Here is a 25,579-nt window from a genome sequence, read left to right as displayed (position 1 = left end):
GATAATAAACCCCCATCTGCCCTTAGTTGATTTACACCGTCACTTGGACGGTAATATCCGTCCCCGCACTATTTGGGATCTGGCGCAGCAGCATCAGATAAAGTTACCGGTAAACAGCTTTGAAGCCTTGGTGCCACTGACGCAAATCCAGGATCAAACCAGCGATCTGCTGGCCTTTTTAGAAAAACTCGATTACGGCGTATCGGTACTAGCCGACCTGGATGCCTGCTATCGGGTGGCTATGGAAAATATGGAAGATGCCCACGAGTCCGGGCTGGATTATGTGGAGCTACGTTTTTCACCTCATTACATGGCGATGAATCACAATTTGCCTATGGCTGAGGTAGTGGAAGCGGTAATTGACGGCGTGCGTGCCGGTAGCGAAAAATTTGGTATCAAGGCTAACCTGATTGGCATTTTAAGCCGTACATTCGGCGCACCAACCTGTATGGCTGAGTTGCAGGCGTTGCTGGCTCATAAGGATAAGATTTGCGCCTTGGATCTGGCTGGTGACGAACTGGGCTTTCCTGCCGCGCTATTTCTGGAGCACTTCCACCTGGGACGGGATGCTGGCTGGCAGATCACGGTGCATGCGGGGGAGGCCGATGGCCCGCAAAGTATCTGGAATGCCATTGAGCAGTTAGGCGCAAGCCGCATTGGTCATGGCGTGGCGGCGACGCAGGATGAGCGTTTGATGGATTATATGGCCAACAACAACATTGCTGTGGAGTCCTGCCCGACCTCCAATTATCAAACCGCCACCATCAAGGCGATTAAAGACTCGCCCATTCCGGTGTTTCTTGACAGAGGGATTTGCGTCACCCTCAACACCGACGACCCGGCCGTCTCCAATATCAATCTGGAGAATGAATACCGAGTGGCCAGAGAGATTATCGGCTTGAGTGGTGAGCAGTTAGAACAAGTGCAGCGTAATGGTGTACAGGCGGCGTTTTTATCTGCCGAAGATAAGCGCGCGTTGTTTGCCCGCAAAGCGGGGTGATTGATTCTAGAACGCCAGGTTGGGCAGCAATAGCTGCTCATTTCGGGCCTCCTTTCTAATTGAGTATCGTCCTGTCTTGCCCTGAATTCTGAGTAGGGGCTTTAACTTGCTACATGTCCGCCATACTCAAGCTGAGATATTTTTCTTGTCAATAAGTATAAGTGATTATATAAATGTTTATATTGTTTGGGAGATATCAATGCAACAAGACTTTTTAGATGATCTGGCCGAGTTGGCACTAGGTAGCCGGCTAAAGCGTTTAAGTGAACGTATGTTGGCCGATGCGGCGGCTGTGTATAAAGCCTATGGAGTAGAAGCGCAGCCGCGTTGGTTTACCCTGCTGGCGCTGATTTACCGCCAGGGGCCGGTGAGTGTGGTGGATGCAGCCAATGCGCTGGGACTCAGCCAACCGGCTATTAGCCAGTTTTGCCGACAGCTTACCGCACAAGGTTATGTTGTACTGACCAATTGTGAGCAGGACTCCAGACGTAAGGTCATCAGTCTCACCGAACAGGGACTGGCGCAGGTTGAGTATATGCAGCCCATGTGGCGGGATGTGGACGCTGCGGCGAAATCTCTTTGTACCGATTTTGAGAATAACTTCTATCAGGCGCTGCAAACGCTGGAACAGGCCATGCAGAAACAATCCTTGTATCAACGGGTAATGGAGCGAAAAGATGCCAACTGACATTGAGTTTCTACCTTATAGCGACGAACTGGCTGAGTATTTTCTGACTATTAACCAGCAATGGATTGAGGATATGTTCAGTATGGAAGCGGCCGATACCGCTATGCTGACCGACCCTTACCACTATGTCATTAAGCCAGGCGGCAAAATTTGGTTTGCTCGCCATCCACAGTTAGGAGTGGTTGGCACTTGTGCCTTACTTAAAAAAGAAGAGGGGGTGTATGAGCTTACCAAGATGGGGGTGACAGCCACCGCTCGCGGGTTGAAGGTTGGTGAGCCGCTACTGCAATATGTTATTGCCCAGGCCAAGCAAATGAAGATGTCCTGTTTGTTTCTGCTGACCAATAAAAAGTGTCAGGCCGCGATTCACTTGTATGAAAAGAATGGCTTTGCCCATAGTGAAGAGATTATGCAACGTTTCGGCGCAGCCTATGAACGTTGTGATGTGGCGATGCGCTATCAGGGGATTTAGATATTAAGCTGATTGCCGCTCAACCATAAATTAGCTGAGCGGCAAAAGAGCTTGTAGTTACTTATCCAGCAAATTCAGGAAGAAAGCGTATTCCAGGGCGGTGTCATGCAGGCGCTTGAAGCGTCCTGAGGCGCCGCCGTGGCCGGCTTCCATATCGGTTTTGAATATCAGCATATTACTGTCGGTTTTCATCTCACGAAGCTTGGCCACCCATTTGGCAGGCTCAAAATATTGAACCTGTGAGTCGTGCAAGCCGGTGGTTACCAGCAGATTAGGATAGGCCTGGGCTTTTACCTGATCATAGGGCGAGTAAGACAGCATATAGTCATAGTATGCCTTGTCGTTGGGATTACCCCACTCATCATATTCATTGGTGGTCAGTGGAATGCTGTCATCCAGCATAGTGGTGACGACATCGACAAAAGGCACGTGAGCTGCAACTCCTAAGTAGAGCTCTGGCGCCTGGTTTATCACCGCACCCATTAACAAACCTCCGGCGCTGCCACCGGCAGCCACTACTTTGTCTTTATGACCGTAACCTTGGGCGACCAGCGCTTTGGTCACATCAATAAAGTCATTGAAGGTGTTTTTCTTGGTGAGCTTTTTGCCGTCTTCATACCAGGGACGCCCTAACATTTGTGAGCCTCGGATATGGGCAATGGCGAACACCACCCCGCGGTTCAGCAGGCTCAGCCGGTTGCTGGAGAAGCCTGGCTCCATCGTCGCACCATAGGAACCGTAGCCATATTGATAGAGTGGGTTAGTGCCATTTTTTTTGAACTTGTCTTTACGGTAAACCAGAGTGACTGGTATCTGGGCACCATCGCGGGCGTCAACAAATAAACGCTCAGAGGCGTAGTCATTGCTGTCAAAGTCGCCCAGTACCGGCTGCTGTTTTAACGTGGCTAAGGCAAAACTGTTCAAATCCACCTCGTAGTGAGTGCCAGGCGTGGTCATGCTGGTGTAATACACCCGCAATGACGGGTTATCCAGCTCATTATTACCGTACATGCGGGCCATATAGGCGTTGTCATTAAAACTCAGCTTGTGAGCAGGGCCGCCCGCCAGTTTTTGCACAAAGATCTCAGACTGGCCGTTTTGACGTTGCTGGTACACCAGGTGGTCATTAAACAGTTCAAAGCCTTGTAACTGCACATCCGGACGATGGGCAATCACGTTTTGCCATTTGCTTTTATCGCCCAATTGGTCGGCAGCCACTTTCATTAAACGAAAGTTAATAGCATCCAGGTTGGTCAGTACATAGAAAGTGTCGCCGAGCTTGGCAACTTCATATTCTAAACCGGTTTCGCGGGGTACAAAGGCAATCGGCTTGGCATCAGGGATATTGGCGTCAATAAGTGATACACCAGAGGTTTCAGTGGCCGAATGATGGATATAAATCAGACTGTCGTCTTTGCTTTTGCTAATGCCGGTGTAGAAGGTGTTATCCGTTTCCTCATAAACCAGTTCGTCCTGTGCTTGGGGCGTTCCCAGCGTGTGACGGAATACCTGATAGCCCAATAGGGTTTGCGGGTCTTTCTTAATGTAATACACCGTCTTATTGTCGTTGGCCCATAAGGTTGTTCCTGAGGTGCCTTGCAGTTCGTCGCTAAGCAGTTCACCATTTTGTAGATCTTTGAATTTAATGGTGTAAATGCGGCGGCTCAGGGTGTCTTCGGCGTAGGCTAAAAGCTGATCGTTGGGACTAGCACTTAATCCGCCCAGATTGTAGTAATCGTGTCCTTCGGCCAGCTTATTGGCATCCAGTAGCTCTTGTTTGTCGCTACCGGCAAAATCGCTGCTACGTACATACACCGGATACTCATTATCACCACGCATTTCCGAGGCGTAATAGTAGTTACCTGAGCGGGTGGGAACCGAATCGTCGTCTTTCTTAATTCGGTCTTTCATTTCTTCAAATAACTGGGCCTGAAGAGGCTTAGTATCAGCCAGCAGGGTATCTGCGTATTGGTTTTCGGCTTCCAGGTGGGCGAGTACTTTGGGATCTTCTCGTTTGTCGTCACGCATCCAGTAGTAATTATCAATGCGTGTATCACCATGAATGGTCATCTCATGGGATATCTTTTCTGCCACTGGGGCCTGAATCAGGGCGCGGGCTTGTTCAGTGTTTTGATTGGAAGCAGGAGGCTGAGCCGGGTTACAAGCTACCAATAAGGCGGCGGTTAACAGTGAAATGCAATAGGGTATTTTTTTTTTCATTTTCTATCCCTGACAGAAGTAAAAGGGGGGGTAATATACCTGTGCATTTGCTTTAATGCGATATGCTGCGAATCATCTGCCGGGTATTTGTACCTCCATAATATTCAAGGGCTTGCTGAAGAGGAAAGTGCATGCAAAACATGGAATTAAGCTGCCGATGTGGTCAGGTCAAAGGGCGTATGCTGAATGTTGGTCCACAAGGTGGTACCCGTTTGGTTTGTTATTGCGATGACTGCCAGGCCTTTGCCCGACAGCTTAGCAGGGAAGATGTGTTAGACGCTTACGGTGGCACCGAGATCTACCAGATTGCACCTTGTCAGTTACAAATCAACGAGGGTGAAGCACAGATACGCAGCCTAAAGCTTAGTGATAAGGGCCTCATCCGCTGGTATTGCGGATGTTGCAATACGCCTATTGGTAATACGGTGTCTGGCGCTTTACCTCTCGTGGGAGTGATTCATAGTTTTATCCGCTCAGAGCAGGATCTGGGTCAACAACTGGGGCCGGTGCGCGGTTATGTGCATGGCCGTTATGCACTTTTGACACCGCCAGCAGGCAAAGAAGGCAGAGGTACGCCGTGGCGATTGTTGATGCGAATTTTCCTTAGGTTGTTAATCGCCAAACTAACCGGCAAGGGGCAGCCCAATCCGCTGTTTGACCCTGATGGCAAGCCTGTGATTGAACCTAAAGTAGTAAAGCCATGACAACCACGCCTATTCAATATCGGCATATTTTGTTTGACTGGGGTGACACCCTGATGCGCGACCTTCCTGGTCAAACAGGCCCAATGGCCGATTGGCCAAAGGTTGAGGCGATGCCGGGGGCCGTACAGGCATTACACCTATTATCGGCGCACTCTGTTTGTCATCTGGCCACCAATGCCAGAGATTCGGATGCACAAGACATCCGTCGGGCGTTAGCACGAGTGGGGCTGGATAATTATCTGCAGCAGATTTTTTGTTACAGACAATTGCAGGTAGAGAAGCCCGCCAGAGCGTATTTTCAGCAGATAGTTGAGACATTACACTGCCCGTCAAAGCAGATCCTGATGGTCGGCGACAACCTGCAAAAAGACGTGGCAGGGGCACTGGATGCCGGCCTGGATGCTTGCTGGCTGAACCTAAAAGAGGAAGGGAATCATTTAGATATTCAACAGGTTAATAGTTTTTCAAGCCTGACTTCTTGGTTATTATCCGGTTTGAACAGTCATAAGGGAACAAGATGATCAGGGTAAGACACAGTAAAAGAGATGACTTTGCCGCCATTCAGGCTATATACCAGCAACCGGGCTGCTACAGTGGCACATTGCAGCTGCCTTTTCGCAGCGAAGATTATTGGCAGGGGCGCTTAAACCAGTTGCCGGATAACACCTATAGTTTGGTGGCGGAAAAAGACCAAAAGGTGGTTGGGCAATTATTCTTAAGCCAATGTGACAATCCCAGGCGTCGTCATGTAGCCAGATTGGGCATGGCGGTGTGTGAGTCATGTCAGGGGCAAGGCATAGGCAAAGAACTGATGCGCGCCGCCTTGGCTCTGGCCAATGATTGGCTTGCCATTAGCCGTTTAGAGTTGGAAGTATACACCGATAACCATGCTGCCATCGGTTTGTACCAAGCCTTTGAATTTGAGATTGAGGGAACCATGCAGCACTACGCCTTTCGCCAGGGCCAATACGTTGATGCCTATATGATGGCCAGGGTGAGTTAAGCCTGCTCGAAAAATAATAAGGACAGGATGGTGACGCACAGTATCAAATACAGGTTGGTGTTGCTTGTCGCAGTATGGCTGCTGGGAACGTCAGGGCAGGCCAGCGAGTACCGCATACCCAATACCGAGGTTAACACCTTAGATGACGGCGGCCGTCAATACGATATAGCTATCAAGCTACCAGACAATTATTACCAGCCTGGGCAGTTCAGCCAACGCTATCCGGTGATCTATATGCTGGATGCATCCTACAGCTTGCGCTGGTGGTGGGTGCCACGCATTTTCCAATGAACAGCAAGCAGATGGAGCGAGCGATCCTGGTGGCAATCAGTTGGCAGCAGGGTATGAGCGGCACTGCCAGTCGAGTGCGGGATTACACGCCGACCAAAGCGCTGGATTGGACGCTGGAAACCGGTGGCGCCGAGCGTCATCTTCACTTTCTGGCAAACCGCGTGATCCCGTTCGTGGAAGCCAGGTTCAGAACCACAGCCAAAAAACGCACTTTTGTGGGTAACTCCCTCGGCGGATTGTTTGGTCTGTACATCTTACTGAATCGACCGACTTTGTTTGAGCACTATGTACTGGGCAGTCCATCGCTGTGGTATGACAACAAAGCCTTGCTTGGCCAGGTATCAGCCTGGGCCGATAATCAACAAAATCCCAGCGCCAAAGTTTTTATTGGCGTTGGGGAAAAGGAAACGCCACTGGGCAGTAATATCACCCACGATCTGGTCGGCGACGCCATCAGCCTGAAAAGCCAGTTAGCCCCCTGGCGATTTGAACATTTGGATGTAAAGCTGATGATAGTCCCAAATGCTGACCATGAGGTGGCGTTTCCCACTGTGGTGACCAGCGCTTTGGACTGGTTATTTGCTCAGCCGCCATCCATTCCTTAAGGCAGTTCAGTTAACCGGTTTTCAGACTTGTGGGCAGGGTTGCAAATTGACCTTAAAGGCTCGGGCATAACTGCTGGGCGTCAGACTCAAAGACAGCAGCAATAACACAAAAGCTCCCACAGCCAGCATCAACCAGGCCATATCAAAGCTGGCTAACTTATCACGGATTATACCGGCAACCCAAGGCGCAATACTGGCCACCAGATAACCGATGCCCTGTACAAAGGCGGCCAACTTACCAGCCATCACCGGGTCTTCCTGGTGATCCATAGTGACTATCATCACCATAGGAAACATGCCGCCCACGCCTAAGCCTAACAGCGTGGCCCAGAACCACAGACTGATGTGGGGAGCCAGCATTAAGCCAAAGAAGCCGGCAGCCTGAAATAAACATAAGGTAATCAGTACGATACGGCGGTCGTTACGACGACTGGCCCATGCCGGAAAGAGCAGGCCGGCCAGCACTTCCATCAGGGTCAGATAACCCATCAGCAGCCCTGCTTGCTGCGCGCTCATGCCGTTTTCCATAGCGTAGGGGGCAAGCCAGGCCAGTACACAGACAAACGCTGCCGTGCCCAAACCAAACATCATAGCTAGTTGCCAGGCCCGACTGTGTTGCCAGAAACGGGTTGTCGCACCGCCCGCAGCAGATTGGGTAGGCAAGTGCCAGCGATGGCTGAACAAGCTCCACAGTACCAGTGCAGCCACGGCCAGCCAAACCCAGTGACCAAGGCCACCGCGCCAGGCACTGAAACTGGCAAACCAGGGAGAAACAGCAGATCCCAGACTGGCCCCCGCCATAATGGCAGTAATATAAAATCCCATCATGGCGGCAATGCGGGCCGGATAATTCGCCTTGATTATGGCGGGTACCAGACATTGAATCAGGGCAATGCCTAAACCTGCCGCCAGGGCAGATAAAATCAGGCTGAATGATGAATCCACAAAAAAGCGCAACCCCGTGGCCAGGGCCAGGGTAACCAGCGAGAAACTGATGGTCGGGCGCATACCAAAACGAGAGGCGATGGCAAAACCAAAGAAGCACGCCGCACCCATCGCGGCTACCGGTAGGGTGGTGAGCATGGAGGCTGTGGCATAGCTAATGGTTAGCTCTTGCTTCATGGCATCCAGCAACGGTCCGATAGAGGCCAGCACCGGGCGTAAATTCAGGGCGATAAGCAGCAAGGTAATAAAAAGTAGTGCCGGCGGTGCGGCTTGGAATGTGGGGGCTTTACTACTCTGCGTCATGACGTTTTATCTCAAGCTGAAGTATCTTTATGTGAAGATAAAAGAAGTTTACTGAGTTAGCCTCTCTAGGTAAAGTATCTTTATATGAAGATAAGTGCTTGAGTGTCTGTCTGATGTCCACAATCGATGTGTCCACGCAGAGTGATGATCTGGATGAATTCGCCCGCCAGTGGCAAAGCGAAGGCATAGAGGGGGACCTGCTGCCGATGAAGATCATTGGCCGTATGTTCCGTTTGATGAAAACCATTGAAGTGGAAGTGGGCCGTTGTCATGAGGCTTTTGATCTCAAGTACGGCGAGTTTGACGTGCTGGCTACCTTACGTCGTACCGGCGCCCCCCATTGCCTGACGCCGTCGCAGTTGCACCAATCTATGTTGCTAAGCTCAGGCGCCATGACGAACAGATTGGATAAGCTGGAGCAAAAAGGGCTGATTGCCAGAGCACACAGCCAGGAAGACAGACGCAGTGTCAAAGTGCAGCTAACCGATAAAGGTAAGCAGGTCATTGAGGCTGTCTTTCCCTTGCATATGCAAACGTTAAGAAGTTTGCTGAATAATATGGATACCAGCAGCCGAGAGCTGCTGGCAGGTGCGTTGAAACAGTGGCTGGCCGGTATACAGGACTAACTTGGCGTTCGGTATGTGAGCATGCTGTAACAAAATTGTCATCGTCTGCGTCTATGATGCGACGCCCAGGCCGGGGTGTTGCGATTAGTCGGGATGAAGCAGGCATTTTTAACTAAATTCTATCGAAGTTATTGGCAGGAGCTATGTAGTTTGCTTCGTGCCAAATTCGGCAACGGTCCCCCCGATCCAGAAGATATCGCCCAACAAGCCTTTATGCGCTACGCCGAGGCTGAGCTCGCTCAGCCACCGGATAACCCCAAAGCCTTTGTGTACACCATTGCCCGCAACCTGATCATCGATGCTCACCGGGTTCAATCCCGCCAGGAGCAGCTTATCGACGATATTTTTGCCGAAGTAGGGATGCTGCCGCTTAATGAGAGTTCGGCGGAGTCCTGCTTATTGGAAGGCGAAAGAATGCAAATGGTGGAACGGGCGGTCGCCAGCCTGCCGGCCAAACAGCAAGAGCTGATTGTGGCCAGCCGCCTGCGGGGGGAAACTTATCAGCAAATTGCCGCCCGAACCGGTTATTCCCTGGGAGATATCAGTCGTAACATTGAGCGTGCGCACACGGCGATCCAGACCATGTTGCAAGCCTGGGAAGACGGCCAGCAGCAATCTATGGTGCAGCAAAGAGAGTATTTGTGAAAATCCACAATGACATACAGCAACAGGCGCGGCATTGGTTAGTCGTACTGCATTCGGGTCAAGCCAGCGCGCAGCAATGGCAACAATTTAAAGCTTGGTTGCAACAGGATAGCCGTCATCAGCAAAGCTATCGCGATGCCGAGTTACTCTGGCGGCAAAGCACCTATACCGAAACCGTGGCAGAGCAGGTTGCCACCCTTCCCACGTCAACGCCGAAGCGACGCCAGGCCCTATGGTGGCTGGCGGCTTGTGTGGCGCTGCTGGCACTACTGCTGCCTTTTGTGCCCACGCCACCCGAAAAACAAATGTTCAGTACTGCCCGGGGACAAATCCAGACTTTCAGGCTGGAGGATGGCTCAAGCCTGACCCTGGGGGGAGACAGTATGGCTGAGGTCAGTTTGTCAAAACACGCCAGGCAGGTGGTTTTGAAAAAAGGCGATGGGGTGTTTGATGTTGCCCCGGATCCCCAGCGGCCTTTTGTGGTGGCAGTCAGACATAATCAGATACGGGTATTAGGCACCTTGTTTGATGTACAGCAAACCGGTGAGCGGGTTCAGGTCAGTGTGGCTCACGGTCGGGTAGAAGTCAGTCAGAATAATCAAACACAGTTATTAACGGATAATCAGGCCGTGGTGCTGGCACCGCAGGGAATATCGGCTGTCACGGCGCTGGGGGCCGGTCAGTTTGCCAACTGGCGTCAGCATCGTTTTAACTTTGAAGACAGTACCTTGCAGGATGTGATCAGTGTGATCAATCGCTATGGCAAGGTGAACCTTAAACTCAGCCACCCCTCATTGGCCACACAACGCTTAACGGCCGCCTTTCGACTGGATCAACTAGAGCAGATGCTCGACGCCCTGCAATTAAGCCACAACATTCACTGGCACCAAGATCCCCAGGGTGTGATTTGGCTGAGTATATGAAACTTTTATGAAACTTTTATGAAACTTGGGCCTGAGCTGGAAAACCTCAGTCCGTTAATCGTCATCCCCATGAACGCCGCGCAGATTGCGGCCGAATAACTAACCTTACAGGGGAAACTATGCGCTTTCGTATCAAACCTGCCTTGCTGGCTGTCAGCCTTGCGCTCAGCACGGCTTCACAGGCTCAGCAATCCACAATGGCAATCAGCTTTGAGGCTCAAAGCTTAGGCTCGGCTATTGCGATGCTGTCTCAGCAACACGATTTAGTGATCATTGCCCCCTCTGAGCTGGCCAAACAAACTCAGGTAAAGGCGGTGCGTGGTCAAAGCTCGGTGCTGTCGGCGCTGCAAACTGCCTTGGCCCATACCTCACTGCAGGCCGTGGAAGATAAGAATGGCGCCATAGTGATTATGCAAAAGCCGGTCGAAACCACCCGCACACCATCGCGCATGCAAGGGCAAAGCGAGAGCATGGAAGAAGTGGTAGCCCTGGGGTCGCACATTAAGGGCGCGCGTATGTCAGATACCTTACCTGTTACTTTGGTGGGGCGCGATGAATTGGACATTGCCGGGGTGCAGGATGGCTTGGATCTGCTGCGTATGCTGCCGCAAAACGGTGATGTGAATTTTAATGAGTCGGCCACGGCCGGCGGCGTCAATACCGCCAGAGGTGATGTCGCCTCATTGAACCTACGCTCGGTGGGTACCGGCAATACCCTGATGCTGATTAATGGTCGTCGTATGGTGATGCATCCGGGCTTTCAAACCGAAAACCTGGTTCCCGCTGTCACCCCTAATATGAACGCTATTCCCACCGGTGGTGTACAAGGCATTGAGGTGATGCGCGATGGGGCCTCGGCGCTTTATGGTGCCGATGCCGTAGCCGGGGTAGTGAACACGCTGATGGTGGATGATTTTGATGGGGTAAAAGTCACCGCACGTTATGGCGAGGCGCCGGATCTGGAGCGTCGTGATAAAACCTTCCGCATCAATGCCGGGAGCGATTTTAGCCAAGGGCGTGGCCATTTCTCGGTCTTTGCTGATTACGATCACCGCAACGCCGTACCGGCCACCAACCTGCCGCAGGGCGCCTCATCTAACCGTGAGCCATTGTTACAAGGTACAGATTTTGAGGGCAACACCTCTTTTGATAACCGTTCATCCATCGGTGGCTTTGCGTACTTTGATATGCTCAAGCCCGGTAAGATCCTGTTGGACGACGGCACTGCCATCACCAACTCATCCGGGCGGTTTCATGTGCAGCCTATTGGCAACAAGGGCTGTTTACTGGCGCTGGGGGATGGCCTGTGTGTAGACGATGGTTTTCTGTCTGCCACTGACGATCGCAACCTTTACTACGATATCGACGCCAACCGCCAGCTATACTCCGACCGTGAACGGGCCAATCTGTTTTCTGTGTTCAGCTATGATCTGAGCAACACACAGGAACTCTTTGGCGAACTTGGGGTGTATTACGGTAAGACCGACCGCCTCAGTGAGTCGTCGCGGGTACTGAGCACCGCGCGTATGGTGATCCCGGCGCATAACTACTGGAACCCCTTTGGCCCTAAATACTTTGCCGATGGCCGCCTGAATCCGAATCGTATTGACGGGGTTCAGTTACCTGATGAAGGCTTGGACCTTATCTTGCGTGATTATCGCATTCTGGATGCCGGTCAACGCCGTGGTATTGTAAAAAACCTCACGTACCGTGCTTTGCTTGGCACCCGTGGAAGTTGGGATAACTGGGATTACGACTCGGCGATTCTATACTCACGCGCGGTTAGCGATGATGTGACTAAAAACGGCGTATCCAGCACCAAGTTCCAGCAAGCCTTATCACTGGATACTGAAGATGCCTACAACCCCTTTAATGGTGCAGGCAATGGTGAAGGGGTGTCGGTGAGCGATTTGACCCCTAACCCAGAGCATGTGATCAGGAGTATTCAGGCCGATGTGCGTAAAAAAGGCACTACCAGCCTGGCACTGGCTGACTTCCGTTTGTCAAACAATCAACTTTATTCGCTGCCGGCCGGTCCGGTGGGCTTCGCTACTGGCGCAGAGTGGCGCCGCGAAGCCTTTAAGGATGATAGAGACGACAGCCTGGATGGCACCACTCCTTTTATTGATGCAATCACCGGCGAATATTCGCAAAGTGACTCACTGGGCAACAGCCCCACCAATGATACTTCGGGTGATCGCGATGTGTGGTCAGCCTTTGTGGAAATGCATTTACCGCTGGTGTCGCCCAGTATGCAGATCCCACTGGTGCAAGATGTGCAGCTACAGTTAGCAGCACGCTACGAAAACCTATCCGATGTTGGCAGTGCGCTGACTCCCAGGGTTGCAGCATCCTGGGCGCTGAATGACAGTCTGATGGTACGTGGTGCCTGGTCAGAAGGCTTCCGTGCGCCAAACCTAGTGCAGGTGAATGACTCTGGTGTAGCCCGTATGAACAGCACCATCGACTATGTGAAATGTGCCGCTGAACTGGAAAAAGGCATTATTCAGGGGGATTTCTCCAACTGTAAGGGCAACAGCACTGAAAATGTACGTACCGCCTCTGACTTGGAACCGGAAGACTCCACCAGCGTCAGCTACGGTTTGGTCTTTACGCCGCTGGATGGTTTAGTGGTGACTGCCGATTACTGGAAGATCAAGCAAGAGGGGGTAGTCGGGGTACTGAGTGGCAGCAATCAGGTGGCGCTGGATCTGTTCTATCGCCAGCAGGGAAGTACTAACCCCAATGTGCAACGCGAAGCGCCCAGCGAGGAGCTACTGGCGCTTTATGCAGGTACATCTATCGAACCGGCCGGCGCGATAATCCGTGTGTATGACCCCTATCAGAACCTGGATACCCGTACGATTAGCGGGGTGGATATGGCGCTGAATTACGATTGGCAAACGGCCATAGGTAACTTCGGTTATAGCCTCAATGCAGCGCGTCTGATCAGTTTTGAACAGCTTCCTGGAAAAGAAGCCAATCAGCTGTTTGATATGGGCTTGCCGGTTAACAATCTGGGGGAGCTGGCGGGATTAAACGGCAAACCGCAGTGGAAGGTGAATTCCACTTTGAAATGGAAGCAGGGTAACTGGCGTGCCGGGGCTACCTTTGAGTACGTATCTTCCTTTGACGAAACCAGCGCGTCTATTACCCAAGGTGACGACATTCGCTACTGGAAAATTGAAGACTGGTACCGGGTCAATCTGTTCTCCAGTGTCAGGCTGCGTGAGTTTGGCTACGAAGGTAGCACTTTATCGATGGGAGTGAAGAACCTGTTTGACCGTGAGGCGCCGCTGGCCGATGAGGCTTACGGTCACTTCGGTGCGGTACACAGCCCCATCGGTCGTTATTACTACGTGCAATTTAGTCATAGCTTCTAATCCAAACAGGCGGCTTCGGCCGCCTTTTCAGTTTTTAAGGAATCAGCCAATGCGTTATGTCATTGCCCTTTGCTTGTTACTTTGTGAAGCGGCGCAGGCCGCTGCACCGCTGGCCATTGCCCATCGTGGCGCGCCAGGCTACCTACCTGAACACAGCCGCTCTTCCCTGGTGTTCGCCCATGCCCTGGGCGCCGACATGATTGAGTTTGACATCAATATGTCGGCCGATGGGGTGCCGGTAGTGTTGCACGATCTCACTCTGGATGAGGTATCGGATGTGGCCGAACGTTTCGGCCAAAAGCGCGCCGCAGACGGTAAATTCTGGGTAAAGGATTTTACCCTGGCAGAGCTGCGTAGTTTGCGATTTTATGAGCGCAGAAAGCCCACTGACGGCGCTTTGGTTTATCCCACTCGCTTTGGCGCGCCCTTGTCGTTTGAGTTAGTGACTCTGGATGAGGCGCTGGCCTTGCTAAATGAGCTTAATCGGCTGCAAAACCGGGCGACCGGCTGGTTAATTGAGCTGAAAAAGCCAGGCTGGTATCAAAGCCAGGGGCTGGATATGGGGGAGGCGGTACTGGCGGCTTTAGCGCCTTATCAACAGCGTCCATTGCCTGTGGTACTGCAGTCTTTTGATGTGGAATATATCCAGCAGTTTCGCCGGCAAACCCCTTTGCCGTTAAATGTCTTACTGGGGCGCAATAAATGGGATCCCAGTGGCAGTGATTTTGATCACCTCTGGACTACACCGGCCGGACTTAAAGCTATCGCCGGTTTTGCCAGCGGGGTTGGGGTACAAATTGGTATGTTGCTGGACGACCAAGGGGCTACTAAGCTGGCGAAGGACATCCATGACGCAGGCTTAACATTGAACGCTTACACGGTGAGACTGGATAAACTCCCTAAAGGTATCCACCAAGCAGAGGGGTTGTATCAGGTGTTGCTGAATAAAGTGAAAGTACAAGGGATCATCAGCGATCAAGTGGATGATGTATTGCGCTATCGCGCGGCATTATCCGCCCAGTAAGGTGCAAGGCGGCCGGCGTTTAACCGGCCGTTCTTATTCTTAGTACAGGTATTGAATCAAAGCCGCGGCTATCAGCAGGGGATAGGGAAAGGCAACAGTAGGTCTGAGTGCAGCGCGCAGATATTCGCCTATCAGGCCTAAGGCAGAAGGCCGCTGTTGTTGCCAGTTTGAGTAAAGGCGCGGCGCCCCATTGCCATCATCTTGTTCGATGTTCAGCAGTGTTTTTTCCAATCGGCCCTGAAAGGTTTTATAAATGCCGTCCAGTAACCACAGCAAAGGTAAAATGGCCATCGCCACCCAAGTTTGATGGTACAACATGGCCAGGGTGCTCAGGGCTAAGGCACTTAACTTGATCATCAACGCCCGGCCTTCGTAGGCTTCAACTTGCTGATGCAAAGCCAGCCATAAGGTTTGCTGTGAGGATTGCGCTTGCATGGACTTCCTTGATTTTCGTTATTGGCTACACACAGCCTACCTTAGTCTGATGCAGATGCAAACGGGCTGCGATGCAGGCGGGACAGCGGCCAGATTGCAAGGTAAACTGTCGCCCTGATTTTTCATTGCGGACGGGAAAAACCATGGCGCTCTCCCTTCAGGAACAACTGCTAAAAGCGGGTCTGGCAGATAAACAAAAGGCCCAGAAAGTGAATGCGGAAAAACGCAAGCAGACTAAGGCTCAGAAAAAACACAAAGTGGATGTGGTAAACGAAGACAAAGTAGCCGCAGAACAGGCGCGTCAGGCCAAAATAGCCAAAGACAAAGAGCTGAATGAACAGCGTAAACTGGAAGCGGATAAAAAAGCCATTGCCGCGCAAATCAAGCAACTGATTGAAGTTAATCGTCAGCCCAAAAATAACGGTGATGTGGCCTGCAATTTCACCGATGGCAGCAAGATCAAAACCTTGTATGTAGACAAGCTGACCCACAAGCGCGTCACTCAGGGTAAATTGGCCATTGTTAAGCTCGGTGACAGCTATGAAATCGTGCCCACTCCGGTGGCGGATAAGATAGCTCAGCGCAATGATGAGTTGGTGTTGCACCGTGCCGATAAGCAGGCCGAAGCTGAACAGGTCGATAAGAGCGAAGAAGACGATTGGTACGCTGAGTACGAGATCCCAGACGATCTGATGTGGTAAAGCCAAATGCGCGCTAAATGGAGTAGCTTTAGTGCAAAGCAAAAGCGCGTCGTGTTGTCGCTCAGCCTGCCACTTGCTGCTATCAGCCTTATTGGTCTGACTGGTCGGCAATGGCAGTGGTGGCATGCACTCTTTGTGGTTCAGTTAGCGGTATTGCCCTGGCAATGGTCAAGACAACAGTATAACGGACTGGAAAACGGCTTGGTGGTTGCCAATCCTTTTGAGGTGCTGCGTTTTGACGCTGACAATCTGTACCTGGGAGATGAGGTGTTTTCTCGCGCTAAGATTAAACGCTTGGTACTGGATGAGGTTGAAGGAAAAGGACTGTTCCAGTTACCTTTTAATCAGCGCCATGCCAAGGTGCCACAAGTGCTGTTTGATGGTGAATATTTGCCACAACTACGCCGGATGCTGAGCGAACAGTTGCCCGGTGTAGAGGTCATTACATAACCCGTATAACTGGTAGGACGTATGGACAGTTATCTGATTTTTATTCTGGTGGCCTGCGCGGCCATCGCCACACCAGGCCCGGCAGTATTGCTGACCTTAAGCAACAGCTTGAAACACGGTGGCAGAAAAGCCTTGTGGGGCATACTTGGGGTGGCCAGCGGTATTTTGCTGGTATCCGGGCTGTCGGCCACCAGTGTGGGCGTGATCCTGGCAACCTCGGCGTTGGCCTTTACCATCCTCAAATATGTCGGCGCGGCGTATCTGATTTACATGGGCATTAAAATGTGGCGCACCCCGCCTCGTTTTCAGCCATCGGATCTGCCGGTGCGTCAGACCCGCCGCCATCATTTGTATTTGCAGGGTCTGTCTATCAGCCTGATGAACCCCAAGGCGATATTCTTTTTTATGACCCTGTTCCCGCAGTTTATTGATGTTAATGCGCCCTATGCGGGGCAGTTTGTGCTGCTGACGCTGACGTTTTGTACCTGCCTTTTGTTGATCCACAGTCTGTATGCGGTGTTGGCTAGTCGGGCTCGGGTCAAGCTCTCAAGCCCGGCCACGGGGAAGAAAGTGAATCGTGTCAGCGGCAGCCTGTTTGTGCTGTTTGGTTTTGGCCTGGCGGCCTCAAGCCGCTGAGTATGACTGCCAGTATTCAGGAGATTCGCAGCCAGCAAACGTTGGTCCTTCGCCACCAAGTACTGTGGCCGGACAAGCCCATGGCGTTTTGCCGCTTAGCTGACGACGGCAGCGGCTGTCATCTGGGCGCTTTTGTTGATGGCAAGCTGGTGTGCGTGGCGTCGCTGTTTGTGCAGGACAATGCCATGCGACTGAGAAAGTTTGCGACCTTGCCAGAATATCAGGGCCGGGGCATAGGTTCGGCGGTATTAAAGGAAGCTATTTCGCGCGCCCGTCATTTGGGCCTGACGCGTTTTTGGTGTGATGCGCGCCAAAGTGCTTCTGAACTGTACCGCCGCTTTGGTTTAAGTCAAAGCGGCGGGCTGTTTTACAAAGGCGAGATAGCCTACGTGCGAATGGCGCTAACACTTACCCCTTAGGCAGCATATCCGATAGCAACAGGGCGATGCCCAGAAAGGACATAAAGCCAGCAATATCTGTGATGGTCGTCAGTACAATGGACGATGACTGAGCCGGATCCAGGCCGGCTTTTTTCAGCACAATAGGCACCAGTGCACCGGCGCTACAGGCAATGACCAAGGAGCTAACCATGGCCAGAGCAATCACCAGTGCCAAGCCGATGGACTGGCTCCATACATACACCCCGACCGCACAGGTTAGGGCGATAACCACGCCGTTCATGGCACCGGCAATCATTTCTTTAAACAGCACTTTGCGCCAGTGCCGGGTAGTGATTTCACGCAGTGTTAGGCCCCGCATGGTGACAGCCAGCGCCTGGGCGCCGGCATTACCGGATTGGCCGGCCGCCACCGGCAGCAAAATAGCCAGCGCCGTGACTTGGGCAATCAGGCCTTCAAAGGCACCGACCACCGCGGCGGCGGCGAAGGCGGTGAGTAGGTTTATCTGCAACCAGGGCTGGCGTTTGCTAAAGGCAAACCAACTGCTGGACAGGACTTTTTCTTCCTTGCTGACACCCACCATGGTCTGCAGGTCTGTGGCCAGGTCTTCCTTGGTGGACTGATACACATCAAAGTAGCCGATGCTGCCGATAAGTTGCCCTTGCGGATCCAGTACCGGAATATTGCGACAGCGAAATCCTTCAAAGCGCTCAATCACGGTATCTTTGTCATCCAGGGCGCTCAGGCTGGTTCTAAGAGGTTTGGCCAAATCCTGCAGCTGCGTATTGGGCGGCGCTAAAATCAGTTCCTGCAAGCTAAACTCGCCGCTGGGCTGCTGATTAACGTCCAGTACATACAAGGTGTCCTGCGTTATCACCTGGTTGCGACGCAGTATGGCCAAGGCTTCACTGGCCAGGATATCTGCAGAGAATGCCTGTACTTTTGTGGTCATCATGCGGGCTGCCGTATCCGGCGGGTATTGCAGCAGGTTTTTGTATTCGCTGACCAACGCCGCATGGTTGACGGTTAGGGCATCGAGTAAGGTGGTGCGCTTTTGTTCCGATTGGCGACTGAGCAGGCCAATGGCCAGGTGACTATCCAGATAGCTTATCAGTCGGCTTGCCAGCTCGTCGGGTAAGGCCTCAAATACACTATCTGAGGTACCTACCGGCAGGTATTTCCACAGCCCGGCAATCACATGCAAAGGTTGGCTTTGCAGCAAGTCTGCGGCTTGTGCGGCTGGCATACTTTCCAGATGGCGGGCGCTTTTTTGCGGGTAATTGGCCATATAAGTCTGGCTTAGTTGTTCGGCCGCGCTGTCCAGGCGTTGTTCGAGTGAGTTCATCATTGCGCTCCTAACGGCTGGTCTGACTGGGAGTAATAAGATCAAATAGGGCATTAATGGATGCCCCATAGGCGCCGAGGATATCACCGGGCAGTGGTGTACTTTGTGGTGCTGGCTCTGCACGACTAAGCGCACGACGTAACTGATGATGGTGAATAATGCCAAGCAAGGCCTGCTGCTGATTGACCACAGCTACGGTATCCTGCCCCCGCCATACCGCCAGCTCCAGTGCGGCATTGAGTTCGGTAAAGCCGCTAATGCTGTGGGGGCCCGGTTGCATCAGGCGCGCCAGCGGGGTGTTCTGTGAGGCGCGTAGTATGTCATACACCGACAGTTTGCCACTGATCTGGCGTTTTTCATTGACCAGGTAAATGTCTCGGGTTTCTGAATAGGCGCGTTTTTTCAGCCGCAGCACGGCATCTGCCGCATCCATTTGATGATCCAGCACTAACAGATCGGTTTCGGTCCAGGCGCCGACAGTGTAATCCGGGTAACTGAGCAGTAAATGACAGGCCGTTTGTTTTTTCAGTGGCAGTAAGCCAAGTAAGCGCTGTCGATTCGCTTCCTTGGACTGGCGCAGCAGGGCGGCAATATCGGCATTTGTCAGCGCTTTAAGAAGGCGTGCGGCATCTTCGTTATCCAGCAGCGCTAATACCGGAGCGGCAAAGGTCGGCAGCATAGCGGCCAAAACTTTAGCGGCGATGGGGGCGGGGGCTTTGTGCAGTACCGCCGCGCTGTGTTCCGCTTCCTGTAACTCAAGGCGTCTGGCACCGGCCTGGGGCTCTTCTTCAAGAAAATGCAGTGCCAAAGATAACTTTGCCTGGTTCATGCGCGGCCTCCGGTGCTGCTGTCGTTATCTGCTTTCAGTACGCAACTGGCTTGCTCCAGCCAATATCTGGCCGGTAGCAGGGTTCTGCCCTGAGCGGTTTCCAATACCAGCATAGTATCGGTAATTTCTACCAGCACGCCGTCTATGTCGCCGACCCGCAAATGATCATGTACCTGGCAGTGTTTTTTGGCCTGACGGGCACCTACCACGTTAGCAATCAGCTCGCGACTGCCCAGTCCAAATGCCAGCGCCAGCCCGAAACTCAGTACGCCGGTGAGTACAATCACTAAGGTGGTGATGAAATGAATATTGATACCAAGTTGCTCAATGCCAATGACCAGTGCGGTAAAGATCACCGAGAATTTTGTGAAGGTGCCTATCCATACTGCCCTGGGCAGGCCCGCCGACTCGGCAGTGGCGCGGGCCATGGTACTAAGCAGGTTGCCCAGCAAATAACCGCCCAGAATAATCAGTAACCCCGCCAACAGTTTAGGCAGGTAAGCCAACAGACCACCCAGCCAGGTGGCAAACAGATCCAAACCAAGAATGGAGGTAGAGGCGGCGATAAAGAACAGCATCACCAACCAGAAGATCACTTTACCGGCAAATTGTGAATGTTGGTTTTTAATCTCCAGCCCTTTGTCTCTCAGGGCGGTCGGGGTCAGTACCGCCAGCAGCCGGTTAAGTATGCGAATAAAGGATAGGGTAAAGCGTGACAGTAGCCAGGCCACCAGCCAGCCTGCCAATACCAGCAGCAGGGCACCCAGCAGTTGTGGCAGGTAAGCCACCAGATATTCCAGTAATTGGGTATATAGGCCGGTAACAGCCGATTGCAGATCGGTAGAGACGGAGTGGGTCATAGGTTTCTCTGTCGTTAGGTCAGGAGCCTTAAGCAAAACGTAGTGGGCCATCCTGACGATGTCCATAATTGGCGCACGGATTAGGCTATACGCGCGCTACAGGGGATAGCCTGGCAGAAATAAACCAGCAGCCTGGTTCCCCAGATACCTTGTTCAAAGTAAAGTATGTACCACACAGGAACAAGTATGAGCAGGTTTAACCTTGCAGGCAAAAACTGAGAATGGATCTAAGGTGGAGTTATGGCTGGAGCGGTTAAGGCGTTCCAATCACGCCTTGGTGTTGTTGTTCTTTTTGTCCATGTTGGAAGCAATCATTATTCCGATTCCACTGGAGCTGATCCTTATCCCTTACATGGTGCTTGAACGTGAACGTATCTGGCTGCTGGCAAGTGTGGCGCTGGCCGGCTGTATCGCAGGCGCCCTGATAGGCTATGGCGTTGGTCAGTTGGTGTTTGACTCGGTCGGTCACTGGTTTATTGCCCAGTTGGGGGCGGGGGATGAATTTGAAGCCTTTAAACAAACCCTGCAGGACGATGGTTTCTGGGCGGTGTTTATGGTGGGTGTTACACCGGTGCCTTTTCAGGTTGCCATGTTAGCGGCTGGCGTTACGGGCTATTCACTATTGATGTTTATCTGTGCGTCGCTGTTATCACGGGGGCTTCGTTATTATGGTTTGGCGGTTTTGGTGCTGCTGTTTGGTGAGCGCGCGTCGGCATTATGGCAAAACCATGCGGGCAAGCTGGGCGTATCCATACTCGCCCTGGCACTGTTGGTGGTAGGTTGGCAGTACTTTGCCTAAGGAAGACCGATGAAAGCACTATGGATTGGCACGTTTTGGGCGGTATTGGTCTGGTCGGGAATTGAACCTAAGGACAGCTTTACCTGGTTTTTAGAAGTATTACCGGCATTGATCGGCTTTGTGGTGCTGGCAATGACCTGGCAGCGCTTCCCCCTCACGCCTTTGCTGTATGGGCTGATTTTGCTGCATTGTCTGATTTTGATGGTAGGCGGCCATTACACTTATGCCGAGGTGCCGTTGTTTGACTATTTCAAAGAATGGCTGGGCTTCGAGCGCAATCATTACGACAAGCTGGGGCATTTTGCTCAGGGCTTTGTACCGGCCATGATTGCCAGAGAGCTGCTTATCCGCAAACAGGTGATGAACGGTGCAGCCTGGCGTAACTTTTTGATTGTATGCTTTTGCCTGGCCTTCAGCGCATTTTATGAGCTAATCGAGTGGTGGGTGGCGGCGCTGACTGGTGAAGACGCTGAAGCATTTTTGGGTACACAGGGCTACGTCTGGGATACTCAGTCCGATATGGCCTTTGCCCTGGTGGGGGCCATAGTGGCGCTATTCAGCTTAAGCCACTTGCATAGCAAACAGTTACAGGCCAAGGGTATGCTTAGCCCAAGAGGGCAGTATGGCGATTAAGATCCGCCGTTACCGGCCGGAAGATGCCAAGGCCCTGACCGATATTTTTTACGCAGCGGTACATGGCCCGGCTTTGGAATACTACAGCCAGGCACAAGCGGATGCCTGGGCGCCCATGCCGAAAAATTACGCTGCGTGGCAGGCAAGGTTTGACTGCCATCCGCCCTTTGTTGCCCTGCAAGGGGATAAGCTTGTTGGCTTTATGACCCTGGAGCCTGACGGTCATATTGATGTGGCGTATTCCCATCCGGCGCATCAGCGACAGGGCATAGCAACGGCGCTATATCATCATCTGCAAGCGCAGGCCCTAACGTTACACTTACCTATGTTATACGTGGAAGCCTCGTATCTGGCCCGGCCGTTTTTTGCTAAGCAGGGCTTTAGCCTGGTAAGAGAGAATCAGGTAGAGCGGGGCGGCCAGATACTGGTGAATTTTTCTATGCAAAAACGGCTTAAATACAACTAATGGCTGACGCACTCATAAAACTGGTGGCCTATCAGCCACAATGGCCTGCTAAGTTTCGTGAAGAAAAACAATACCTTAACACTATTTTGCGTGACAAGGTGGTCGGTAGCATCGAGCATGTGGGCAGCACTGCGGTGCCGGGGCTAATGGCCAAACCCGTGATAGATATTATGGTAGGGGTAGCGTCGTTAAGCGCATCAACGGATGCCATTGGGCTGCTTAGTGACAACGGCTATTGCTATTACCCCTATAAACCCGAGCAGATGCATTGGTTTTGTAAGCCCTGGCCTGAATATCGCACCCATCATGTGCATTTAATCCCCTACAACAGTGAGCTATGGCATGCGCGGCTGGCATTTCGCGATGCACTGCGCCAACACCCGCAGTTGGCGGGGGATTACGCAAGGCTTAAACAAGGTTTGGCGCTGAGTTACCGTCATGACAGGGATGCTTACAGCCAGGCCAAAAGCGAATTTATTGTAAGTGTACTCAGGCAAGCCAAAGGCTGAGTCGTGAACCAATCAAAGGAATTGATGTGAAAAATAATAATACCCACCGCATGCTGGTCAGTCTGATTTTGCTGGCGATGCTAAGTGGATGCAGTGCTAATAATGCCAAGCATTTTGCCTGCGATATGGCCGAGGGCACGGTGGAAAGTGCCAGGGACCGGGCTAACGACTCGCCCGACAGGATGAACGATAATGATGTGGCGAACGGTATTTTTACCGCCATGCTGCGGGGCTTGGGCAGACTCATTAGCGGCAGTAAAAAACCCGCTTGTCGCTAACCGCTGGTCTGTTAACCTAGGTAAAAAATAATCACAAGGACAGGCTTTATGCGATGTGCCCTGATCATATCACTGCTCTGTGCATTCAGCCTGCCGGTAAAGGCCGATTTAGCCGTCGGGCAGCTTGAACAATTGGCCAGAGGATTTTTGCAGGCCAAACAAGCTAAGCAGCAACCCAATACGCAGCTTACCGATATTGAGCATTTTATCAGCTTGTTTGCTGACGAATTCACTGATGAACATGTCAAGTTCAATGTCGTGGTGTCAGACAAAGCAGAACTGAGAAAAGGCCTGCTGCATAAAATGCAGGATAAGGTGTCGTTCTGTACCGTGGAAATGACTGATCTGATGCTGGGGCGTAATGTGGCCTTTGTTAAATACCGCGAGCATGCCAAAGTGCATCCCAGCCATATGTCTGAGCCTGTGGAGTATACAACCTATGTACTGCTATCCATGGAATTTAACCAAGCCGGGCAAATCACCCGATTACGCCGATTTCATAGCCTGCCAGAGCAAAAGAGTGAGTAAAGCATGACAGAACTGCGCTACGTAGGATTCTGGGCCAGAGTATTGGCCATGCTGGTGGACAGTCTGATTATTGTGGCGATTATCTGGCCGTTAATGGTCTGGTTTTTTGGCTGGGAGGTGTTGCTCCAAGGCGTACAGGGCGGGGCAGCGCAAGTTGTGCATATTCTGCTGTCCTGGGTATTTCCCATTCTGGCCGTGATCTTGTTCTGGCTATACCGCCAGGCCACGCCGGGCAAAATCGCCCTGGGGGCCAAAATTGTCGATGCCAACACCCTGCAAGCGCCATCCACTCGTCAATGTATTATTCGCTATCTGGGTTATTACGTGTCCACCATTCCACTGGGCTTAGGCCTGATTTGGGTGGGGATAGATGCCAGAAAACAAGGCTGGCACGACAAGCTGGCCGGTACACTGGTGATTTACGAACAAAAGCCAAACTAGCTCGAAGCACCTGTCTTGGTGCGCCTGGTTAATCTGTAGGGAAGAAAGATGTTAAAAAACACGGTACTGGTATGTTCGTTGAGTTTTCTGGCGTTGGGTGTGCATGGCGATAGTCAGGAACAAGTATTTCGTAACGTACTGAATTGTCATTCCTCCCCTGAAAACCCAGGTTTGTCAGTCAGATTAGAGCAGCAAGGTAAGCTTATTTTTACTGGTGCTGCGGGGGTAAGTAATCTTGAAACGGGCAAGCCGCTAAGTCGCGAAGACGTGTTCCAGATAGGCTCTGTGACTAAGCAGTTTACTGCCGCCGCCATACTGATGTTGCAGGAACAGGGAAAGTTGTCCGTAAAGGACAACGTGAAAAAACACCTGCCAGCCTTTGCCCATAACAATATCACCATTGAACAACTGCTATCTCACACCTCGGGGCTGGCCGACTACTTTACCGAAGCCGATGTGACCGACCATTGGCATCAATATACCGACATTGATCAGATTATTGAAAAAATCAGTGCCATTGAGATTAACGCAGCCCCCGGCGAGCAATACCAATACTCTAATGTAGGCTATCTGTACCTGGGTAAAATTATTGAATCGGTGTCTGGCGAGAGCTATGCCGGTTTTTTGCAAAAGCATATTTTCACACCACTGGAGATGCACAGCAGCTTTGTGATGACCCAGGGAGATAGCCTGAAACAGGTGGTCGGCTACACCCAAAACAGGGGGCAAAAAGATCACTTTACTCAGCCATTTAAAGTGGATCGCAGTTGGATGTACGCCGCGGGTGCCATTGCATCAACGGTGGCCAATATGGGCAAATGGCAACAAGCCCTAATGACGGGCAAGGTAATTTCGCCAAACAGCTATAAGTTGATGACCACTAAAGCCGCACTGGCTAATGGTGAAGAGGTGGATTACGGCTTTGGCATCAATATTTCACCAATTGCCGGTCAGCCCAGCTTTCACCATGAAGGGCAGGTGCCTGGCTTTATGGCCTGGTCAGTGTATCTCCCCAAGTCAGATCTTTATGCAGTCGCGCTTAGTAATAATGACGCCGCCCATCCCGGGCCAGCATTGTTGGATATGATGGCCATTCAGCTTGGGCTGTCACCACAGCCCGTCAGTGCAGAGCAAGCGTCCAGCGTAGCGAGCAACTTGCTGGGTAAATACCGCTTTGAAGATGGCAAAACCCTGGAACTGTTCGAAGCGCAGGGTAAGTGGTTTGGCAAAACCGATAATCAGGCCCCAAGAGAGCTGGTGCTGAGGGAAAACAACGCGTTTTCCTATGCGTGCAGTGAAAACTACTTTGAACTTCGCCACTCTGAACGCGGCATACAGCTCGTGCCCATGCACTTATATTTTGGCGAGGGTAAATCGGCTAACAGGCTGTAATCCGTTGTAACGTGCTGCTTTGTCAGCGTTAATCAGTGAACTGTTTA

31 protein-coding genes are annotated in these 25,579 nt (G+C 51.9%); 25 read left to right on the top strand and 6 right to left on the bottom strand.

Features of this window, described 5'->3' with window-relative positions:
• The first annotated feature begins 1 nt into the window (after position 1).
• The 3 genes from add to IEX02_RS16450 all read left to right on the top strand — a co-directional run bounded on the left by add (position 2) and on the right by IEX02_RS16450 (position 2,160).
• Positions 2-1,000, top strand: a complete 999-nt coding sequence (add, locus tag IEX02_RS16460) for an adenosine deaminase (RefSeq protein ID WP_188697949.1) — start codon at positions 2-4, stop codon at positions 998-1,000.
• A gap of 199 nt (positions 1,001-1,199) precedes the next feature.
• The gene (locus IEX02_RS16455; protein WP_188697667.1) at positions 1,200-1,688 is read left to right on the top strand and encodes a MarR family winged helix-turn-helix transcriptional regulator; all 489 of its coding nucleotides are present in this window, start codon (positions 1,200-1,202) and stop codon (positions 1,686-1,688) included.
• Positions 1,678-2,160, top strand: coding sequence for a GNAT family N-acetyltransferase (locus IEX02_RS16450; RefSeq protein WP_229702260.1), 483 nt, complete (start codon positions 1,678-1,680; stop codon positions 2,158-2,160). The genes IEX02_RS16455 and IEX02_RS16450 overlap by 11 nt, the downstream gene beginning before the upstream one ends.
• A 57-nt stretch (positions 2,161-2,217) precedes the next feature.
• On the opposite strand, the gene IEX02_RS16445 is transcribed toward IEX02_RS16450, so the two are convergent.
• Complete coding sequence (locus tag IEX02_RS16445) at positions 2,218-4,380, bottom strand: S9 family peptidase (RefSeq protein ID WP_188697665.1); 2,163 nt, start codon at positions 4,378-4,380, stop codon at positions 2,218-2,220.
• Between the two features lie 131 nt (positions 4,381-4,511).
• Between IEX02_RS16445 and IEX02_RS16440 the strand changes: the two genes are divergently transcribed.
• The 5 genes from IEX02_RS16440 to IEX02_RS16420 are packed head-to-tail and all read left to right on the top strand — an operon-like array spanning position 4,512 to position 6,983.
• On the top strand, positions 4,512-5,084 hold the full coding sequence (locus IEX02_RS16440) for a DUF6151 family protein (RefSeq protein ID WP_188697663.1): 573 nt from the start codon (positions 4,512-4,514) through the stop codon (positions 5,082-5,084).
• Positions 5,081-5,605: an HAD family hydrolase gene (locus tag IEX02_RS16435; protein ID WP_188697661.1), complete on the top strand. Its 525-nt coding sequence runs from the start codon at positions 5,081-5,083 to the stop codon at positions 5,603-5,605. Before IEX02_RS16440 ends, IEX02_RS16435 begins: the two co-directional genes overlap by 4 nt.
• Positions 5,602-6,087, top strand: coding sequence for a GNAT family N-acetyltransferase (locus tag IEX02_RS16430; RefSeq protein WP_188697660.1), 486 nt, complete (start codon positions 5,602-5,604; stop codon positions 6,085-6,087). Before IEX02_RS16435 ends, IEX02_RS16430 begins: the two co-directional genes overlap by 4 nt.
• A 30-nt stretch (positions 6,088-6,117) precedes the next feature.
• The gene (locus IEX02_RS16425) at positions 6,118-6,378 is read left to right on the top strand and encodes a hypothetical protein (RefSeq protein WP_188697658.1); all 261 of its coding nucleotides are present in this window, start codon (positions 6,118-6,120) and stop codon (positions 6,376-6,378) included.
• Entirely contained in the window at positions 6,375-6,983 is a 609-nt protein-coding gene (locus IEX02_RS16420; protein WP_188697656.1) for an alpha/beta hydrolase, read from the top strand. The genes IEX02_RS16425 and IEX02_RS16420 overlap by 4 nt, the downstream gene beginning before the upstream one ends.
• Positions 6,984-7,004: 21 nt before the next feature.
• On the opposite strand, the gene IEX02_RS16415 is transcribed toward IEX02_RS16420, so the two are convergent.
• Positions 7,005-8,231, bottom strand: coding sequence for an MFS transporter (locus IEX02_RS16415; RefSeq protein ID WP_188697653.1), 1,227 nt, complete (start codon positions 8,229-8,231; stop codon positions 7,005-7,007).
• Between the two features lie 113 nt (positions 8,232-8,344).
• Between IEX02_RS16415 and IEX02_RS16410 the strand changes: the two genes are divergently transcribed.
• The 5 genes from IEX02_RS16410 to IEX02_RS16390 all read left to right on the top strand — a co-directional run bounded on the left by IEX02_RS16410 (position 8,345) and on the right by IEX02_RS16390 (position 14,832).
• Complete coding sequence (locus IEX02_RS16410) at positions 8,345-8,857, top strand: MarR family winged helix-turn-helix transcriptional regulator (protein WP_188697651.1); 513 nt, start codon at positions 8,345-8,347, stop codon at positions 8,855-8,857.
• A 93-nt stretch (positions 8,858-8,950) separates the two neighbouring features.
• Positions 8,951-9,502, top strand: a complete 552-nt coding sequence (locus IEX02_RS16405; RefSeq protein ID WP_188697646.1) for an RNA polymerase sigma factor — start codon at positions 8,951-8,953, stop codon at positions 9,500-9,502.
• Positions 9,499-10,425 carry a FecR family protein gene (locus tag IEX02_RS16400; protein WP_188697643.1) on the top strand — a complete coding sequence of 309 codons (927 nt, stop codon included), beginning with the start codon at positions 9,499-9,501 and terminating at the stop codon, positions 10,423-10,425. Before IEX02_RS16405 ends, IEX02_RS16400 begins: the two co-directional genes overlap by 4 nt.
• A gap of 119 nt (positions 10,426-10,544) precedes the next feature.
• Positions 10,545-13,808, top strand: coding sequence for a TonB-dependent receptor (locus IEX02_RS16395; RefSeq protein ID WP_188697642.1), 3,264 nt, complete (start codon positions 10,545-10,547; stop codon positions 13,806-13,808).
• 49 nt (positions 13,809-13,857) lie between these two features.
• The gene (locus IEX02_RS16390; RefSeq protein ID WP_188697639.1) at positions 13,858-14,832 is read left to right on the top strand and encodes a glycerophosphodiester phosphodiesterase family protein; all 975 of its coding nucleotides are present in this window, start codon (positions 13,858-13,860) and stop codon (positions 14,830-14,832) included.
• A gap of 39 nt (positions 14,833-14,871) precedes the next feature.
• Here the strand turns inward: IEX02_RS16390 and IEX02_RS16385 are convergent, their stop codons facing one another.
• Complete coding sequence (locus tag IEX02_RS16385; RefSeq protein WP_188697635.1) at positions 14,872-15,267, bottom strand: hypothetical protein; 396 nt, start codon at positions 15,265-15,267, stop codon at positions 14,872-14,874.
• 143 nt (positions 15,268-15,410) lie between these two features.
• Between IEX02_RS16385 and IEX02_RS16380 the strand changes: the two genes are divergently transcribed.
• The 4 genes from IEX02_RS16380 to IEX02_RS16365 are packed head-to-tail and all read left to right on the top strand — an operon-like array spanning position 15,411 to position 17,473.
• Positions 15,411-15,968: a DUF2058 domain-containing protein gene (locus tag IEX02_RS16380; RefSeq protein ID WP_188697632.1), complete on the top strand. Its 558-nt coding sequence runs from the start codon at positions 15,411-15,413 to the stop codon at positions 15,966-15,968.
• A gap of 6 nt (positions 15,969-15,974) precedes the next feature.
• A complete protein-coding gene (locus IEX02_RS16375; RefSeq protein WP_188697630.1) occupies positions 15,975-16,418 on the top strand; it encodes a hypothetical protein in 444 nt (147 codons plus the stop codon).
• Positions 16,419-16,439: 21 nt separating this feature from the next.
• Positions 16,440-17,054, top strand: coding sequence for a LysE family translocator (locus IEX02_RS16370; RefSeq protein WP_188697628.1), 615 nt, complete (start codon positions 16,440-16,442; stop codon positions 17,052-17,054).
• A 2-nt stretch (positions 17,055-17,056) separates the two neighbouring features.
• Positions 17,057-17,473 carry a GNAT family N-acetyltransferase gene (locus tag IEX02_RS16365; RefSeq protein ID WP_188697623.1) on the top strand — a complete coding sequence of 139 codons (417 nt, stop codon included), beginning with the start codon at positions 17,057-17,059 and terminating at the stop codon, positions 17,471-17,473.
• On the opposite strand, the gene IEX02_RS16360 is transcribed toward IEX02_RS16365, so the two are convergent.
• From IEX02_RS16360 to IEX02_RS16350, 3 genes are read right to left on the bottom strand one after another with little or no spacing between them, the layout of a single operon-like run.
• Complete coding sequence (locus IEX02_RS16360) at positions 17,463-18,800, bottom strand: magnesium transporter (protein ID WP_229702259.1); 1,338 nt, start codon at positions 18,798-18,800, stop codon at positions 17,463-17,465. The genes IEX02_RS16365 and IEX02_RS16360 overlap by 11 nt on opposite strands.
• Before the next feature lie 7 nt (positions 18,801-18,807).
• Positions 18,808-19,626, bottom strand: a complete 819-nt coding sequence (locus tag IEX02_RS16355; RefSeq protein ID WP_188697620.1) for a magnesium transporter MgtE N-terminal domain-containing protein — start codon at positions 19,624-19,626, stop codon at positions 18,808-18,810.
• Positions 19,623-20,486, bottom strand: coding sequence for a mechanosensitive ion channel family protein (locus tag IEX02_RS16350; protein ID WP_188697617.1), 864 nt, complete (start codon positions 20,484-20,486; stop codon positions 19,623-19,625). Before IEX02_RS16350 ends, IEX02_RS16355 begins: the two co-directional genes overlap by 4 nt.
• A 232-nt stretch (positions 20,487-20,718) precedes the next feature.
• Between IEX02_RS16350 and IEX02_RS16345 the strand changes: the two genes are divergently transcribed.
• The 8 genes from IEX02_RS16345 to IEX02_RS16310 are packed head-to-tail and all read left to right on the top strand — an operon-like array spanning position 20,719 to position 25,532.
• The gene (locus IEX02_RS16345; protein ID WP_229702258.1) at positions 20,719-21,285 is read left to right on the top strand and encodes a YqaA family protein; all 567 of its coding nucleotides are present in this window, start codon (positions 20,719-20,721) and stop codon (positions 21,283-21,285) included.
• Between the two features lie 9 nt (positions 21,286-21,294).
• Complete coding sequence (locus tag IEX02_RS16340) at positions 21,295-21,918, top strand: DUF2238 domain-containing protein (protein WP_188697610.1); 624 nt, start codon at positions 21,295-21,297, stop codon at positions 21,916-21,918.
• Complete coding sequence (locus IEX02_RS16335; protein ID WP_188697608.1) at positions 21,908-22,384, top strand: GNAT family N-acetyltransferase; 477 nt, start codon at positions 21,908-21,910, stop codon at positions 22,382-22,384. Before IEX02_RS16340 ends, IEX02_RS16335 begins: the two co-directional genes overlap by 11 nt.
• On the top strand, positions 22,384-22,893 hold the full coding sequence (locus tag IEX02_RS16330) for a GrpB family protein (RefSeq protein WP_188697603.1): 510 nt from the start codon (positions 22,384-22,386) through the stop codon (positions 22,891-22,893). The genes IEX02_RS16335 and IEX02_RS16330 overlap by 1 nt, the downstream gene beginning before the upstream one ends.
• A 26-nt stretch (positions 22,894-22,919) precedes the next feature.
• The gene (locus IEX02_RS16325; protein WP_188697602.1) at positions 22,920-23,171 is read left to right on the top strand and encodes a hypothetical protein; all 252 of its coding nucleotides are present in this window, start codon (positions 22,920-22,922) and stop codon (positions 23,169-23,171) included.
• 48 nt (positions 23,172-23,219) lie between these two features.
• Positions 23,220-23,699, top strand: coding sequence for a nuclear transport factor 2-like protein (locus IEX02_RS16320; RefSeq protein WP_188697599.1), 480 nt, complete (start codon positions 23,220-23,222; stop codon positions 23,697-23,699).
• A gap of 3 nt (positions 23,700-23,702) precedes the next feature.
• On the top strand, positions 23,703-24,140 hold the full coding sequence (locus tag IEX02_RS16315) for an RDD family protein (protein ID WP_188697596.1): 438 nt from the start codon (positions 23,703-23,705) through the stop codon (positions 24,138-24,140).
• 48 nt (positions 24,141-24,188) lie between these two features.
• On the top strand, positions 24,189-25,532 hold the full coding sequence (locus tag IEX02_RS16310) for a serine hydrolase domain-containing protein (RefSeq protein WP_188697592.1): 1,344 nt from the start codon (positions 24,189-24,191) through the stop codon (positions 25,530-25,532).
• Positions 25,533-25,579 lie beyond the last annotated feature (47 nt).

Origin of the sequence: Bowmanella pacifica, assembly GCF_014645355.1 — a bacterium.
Classification (GTDB): Bacteria; Pseudomonadota; Gammaproteobacteria; order Enterobacterales; family Alteromonadaceae; genus Bowmanella; species Bowmanella pacifica.
This window is presented reverse-complemented; position numbering and strand designations above follow the sequence as displayed.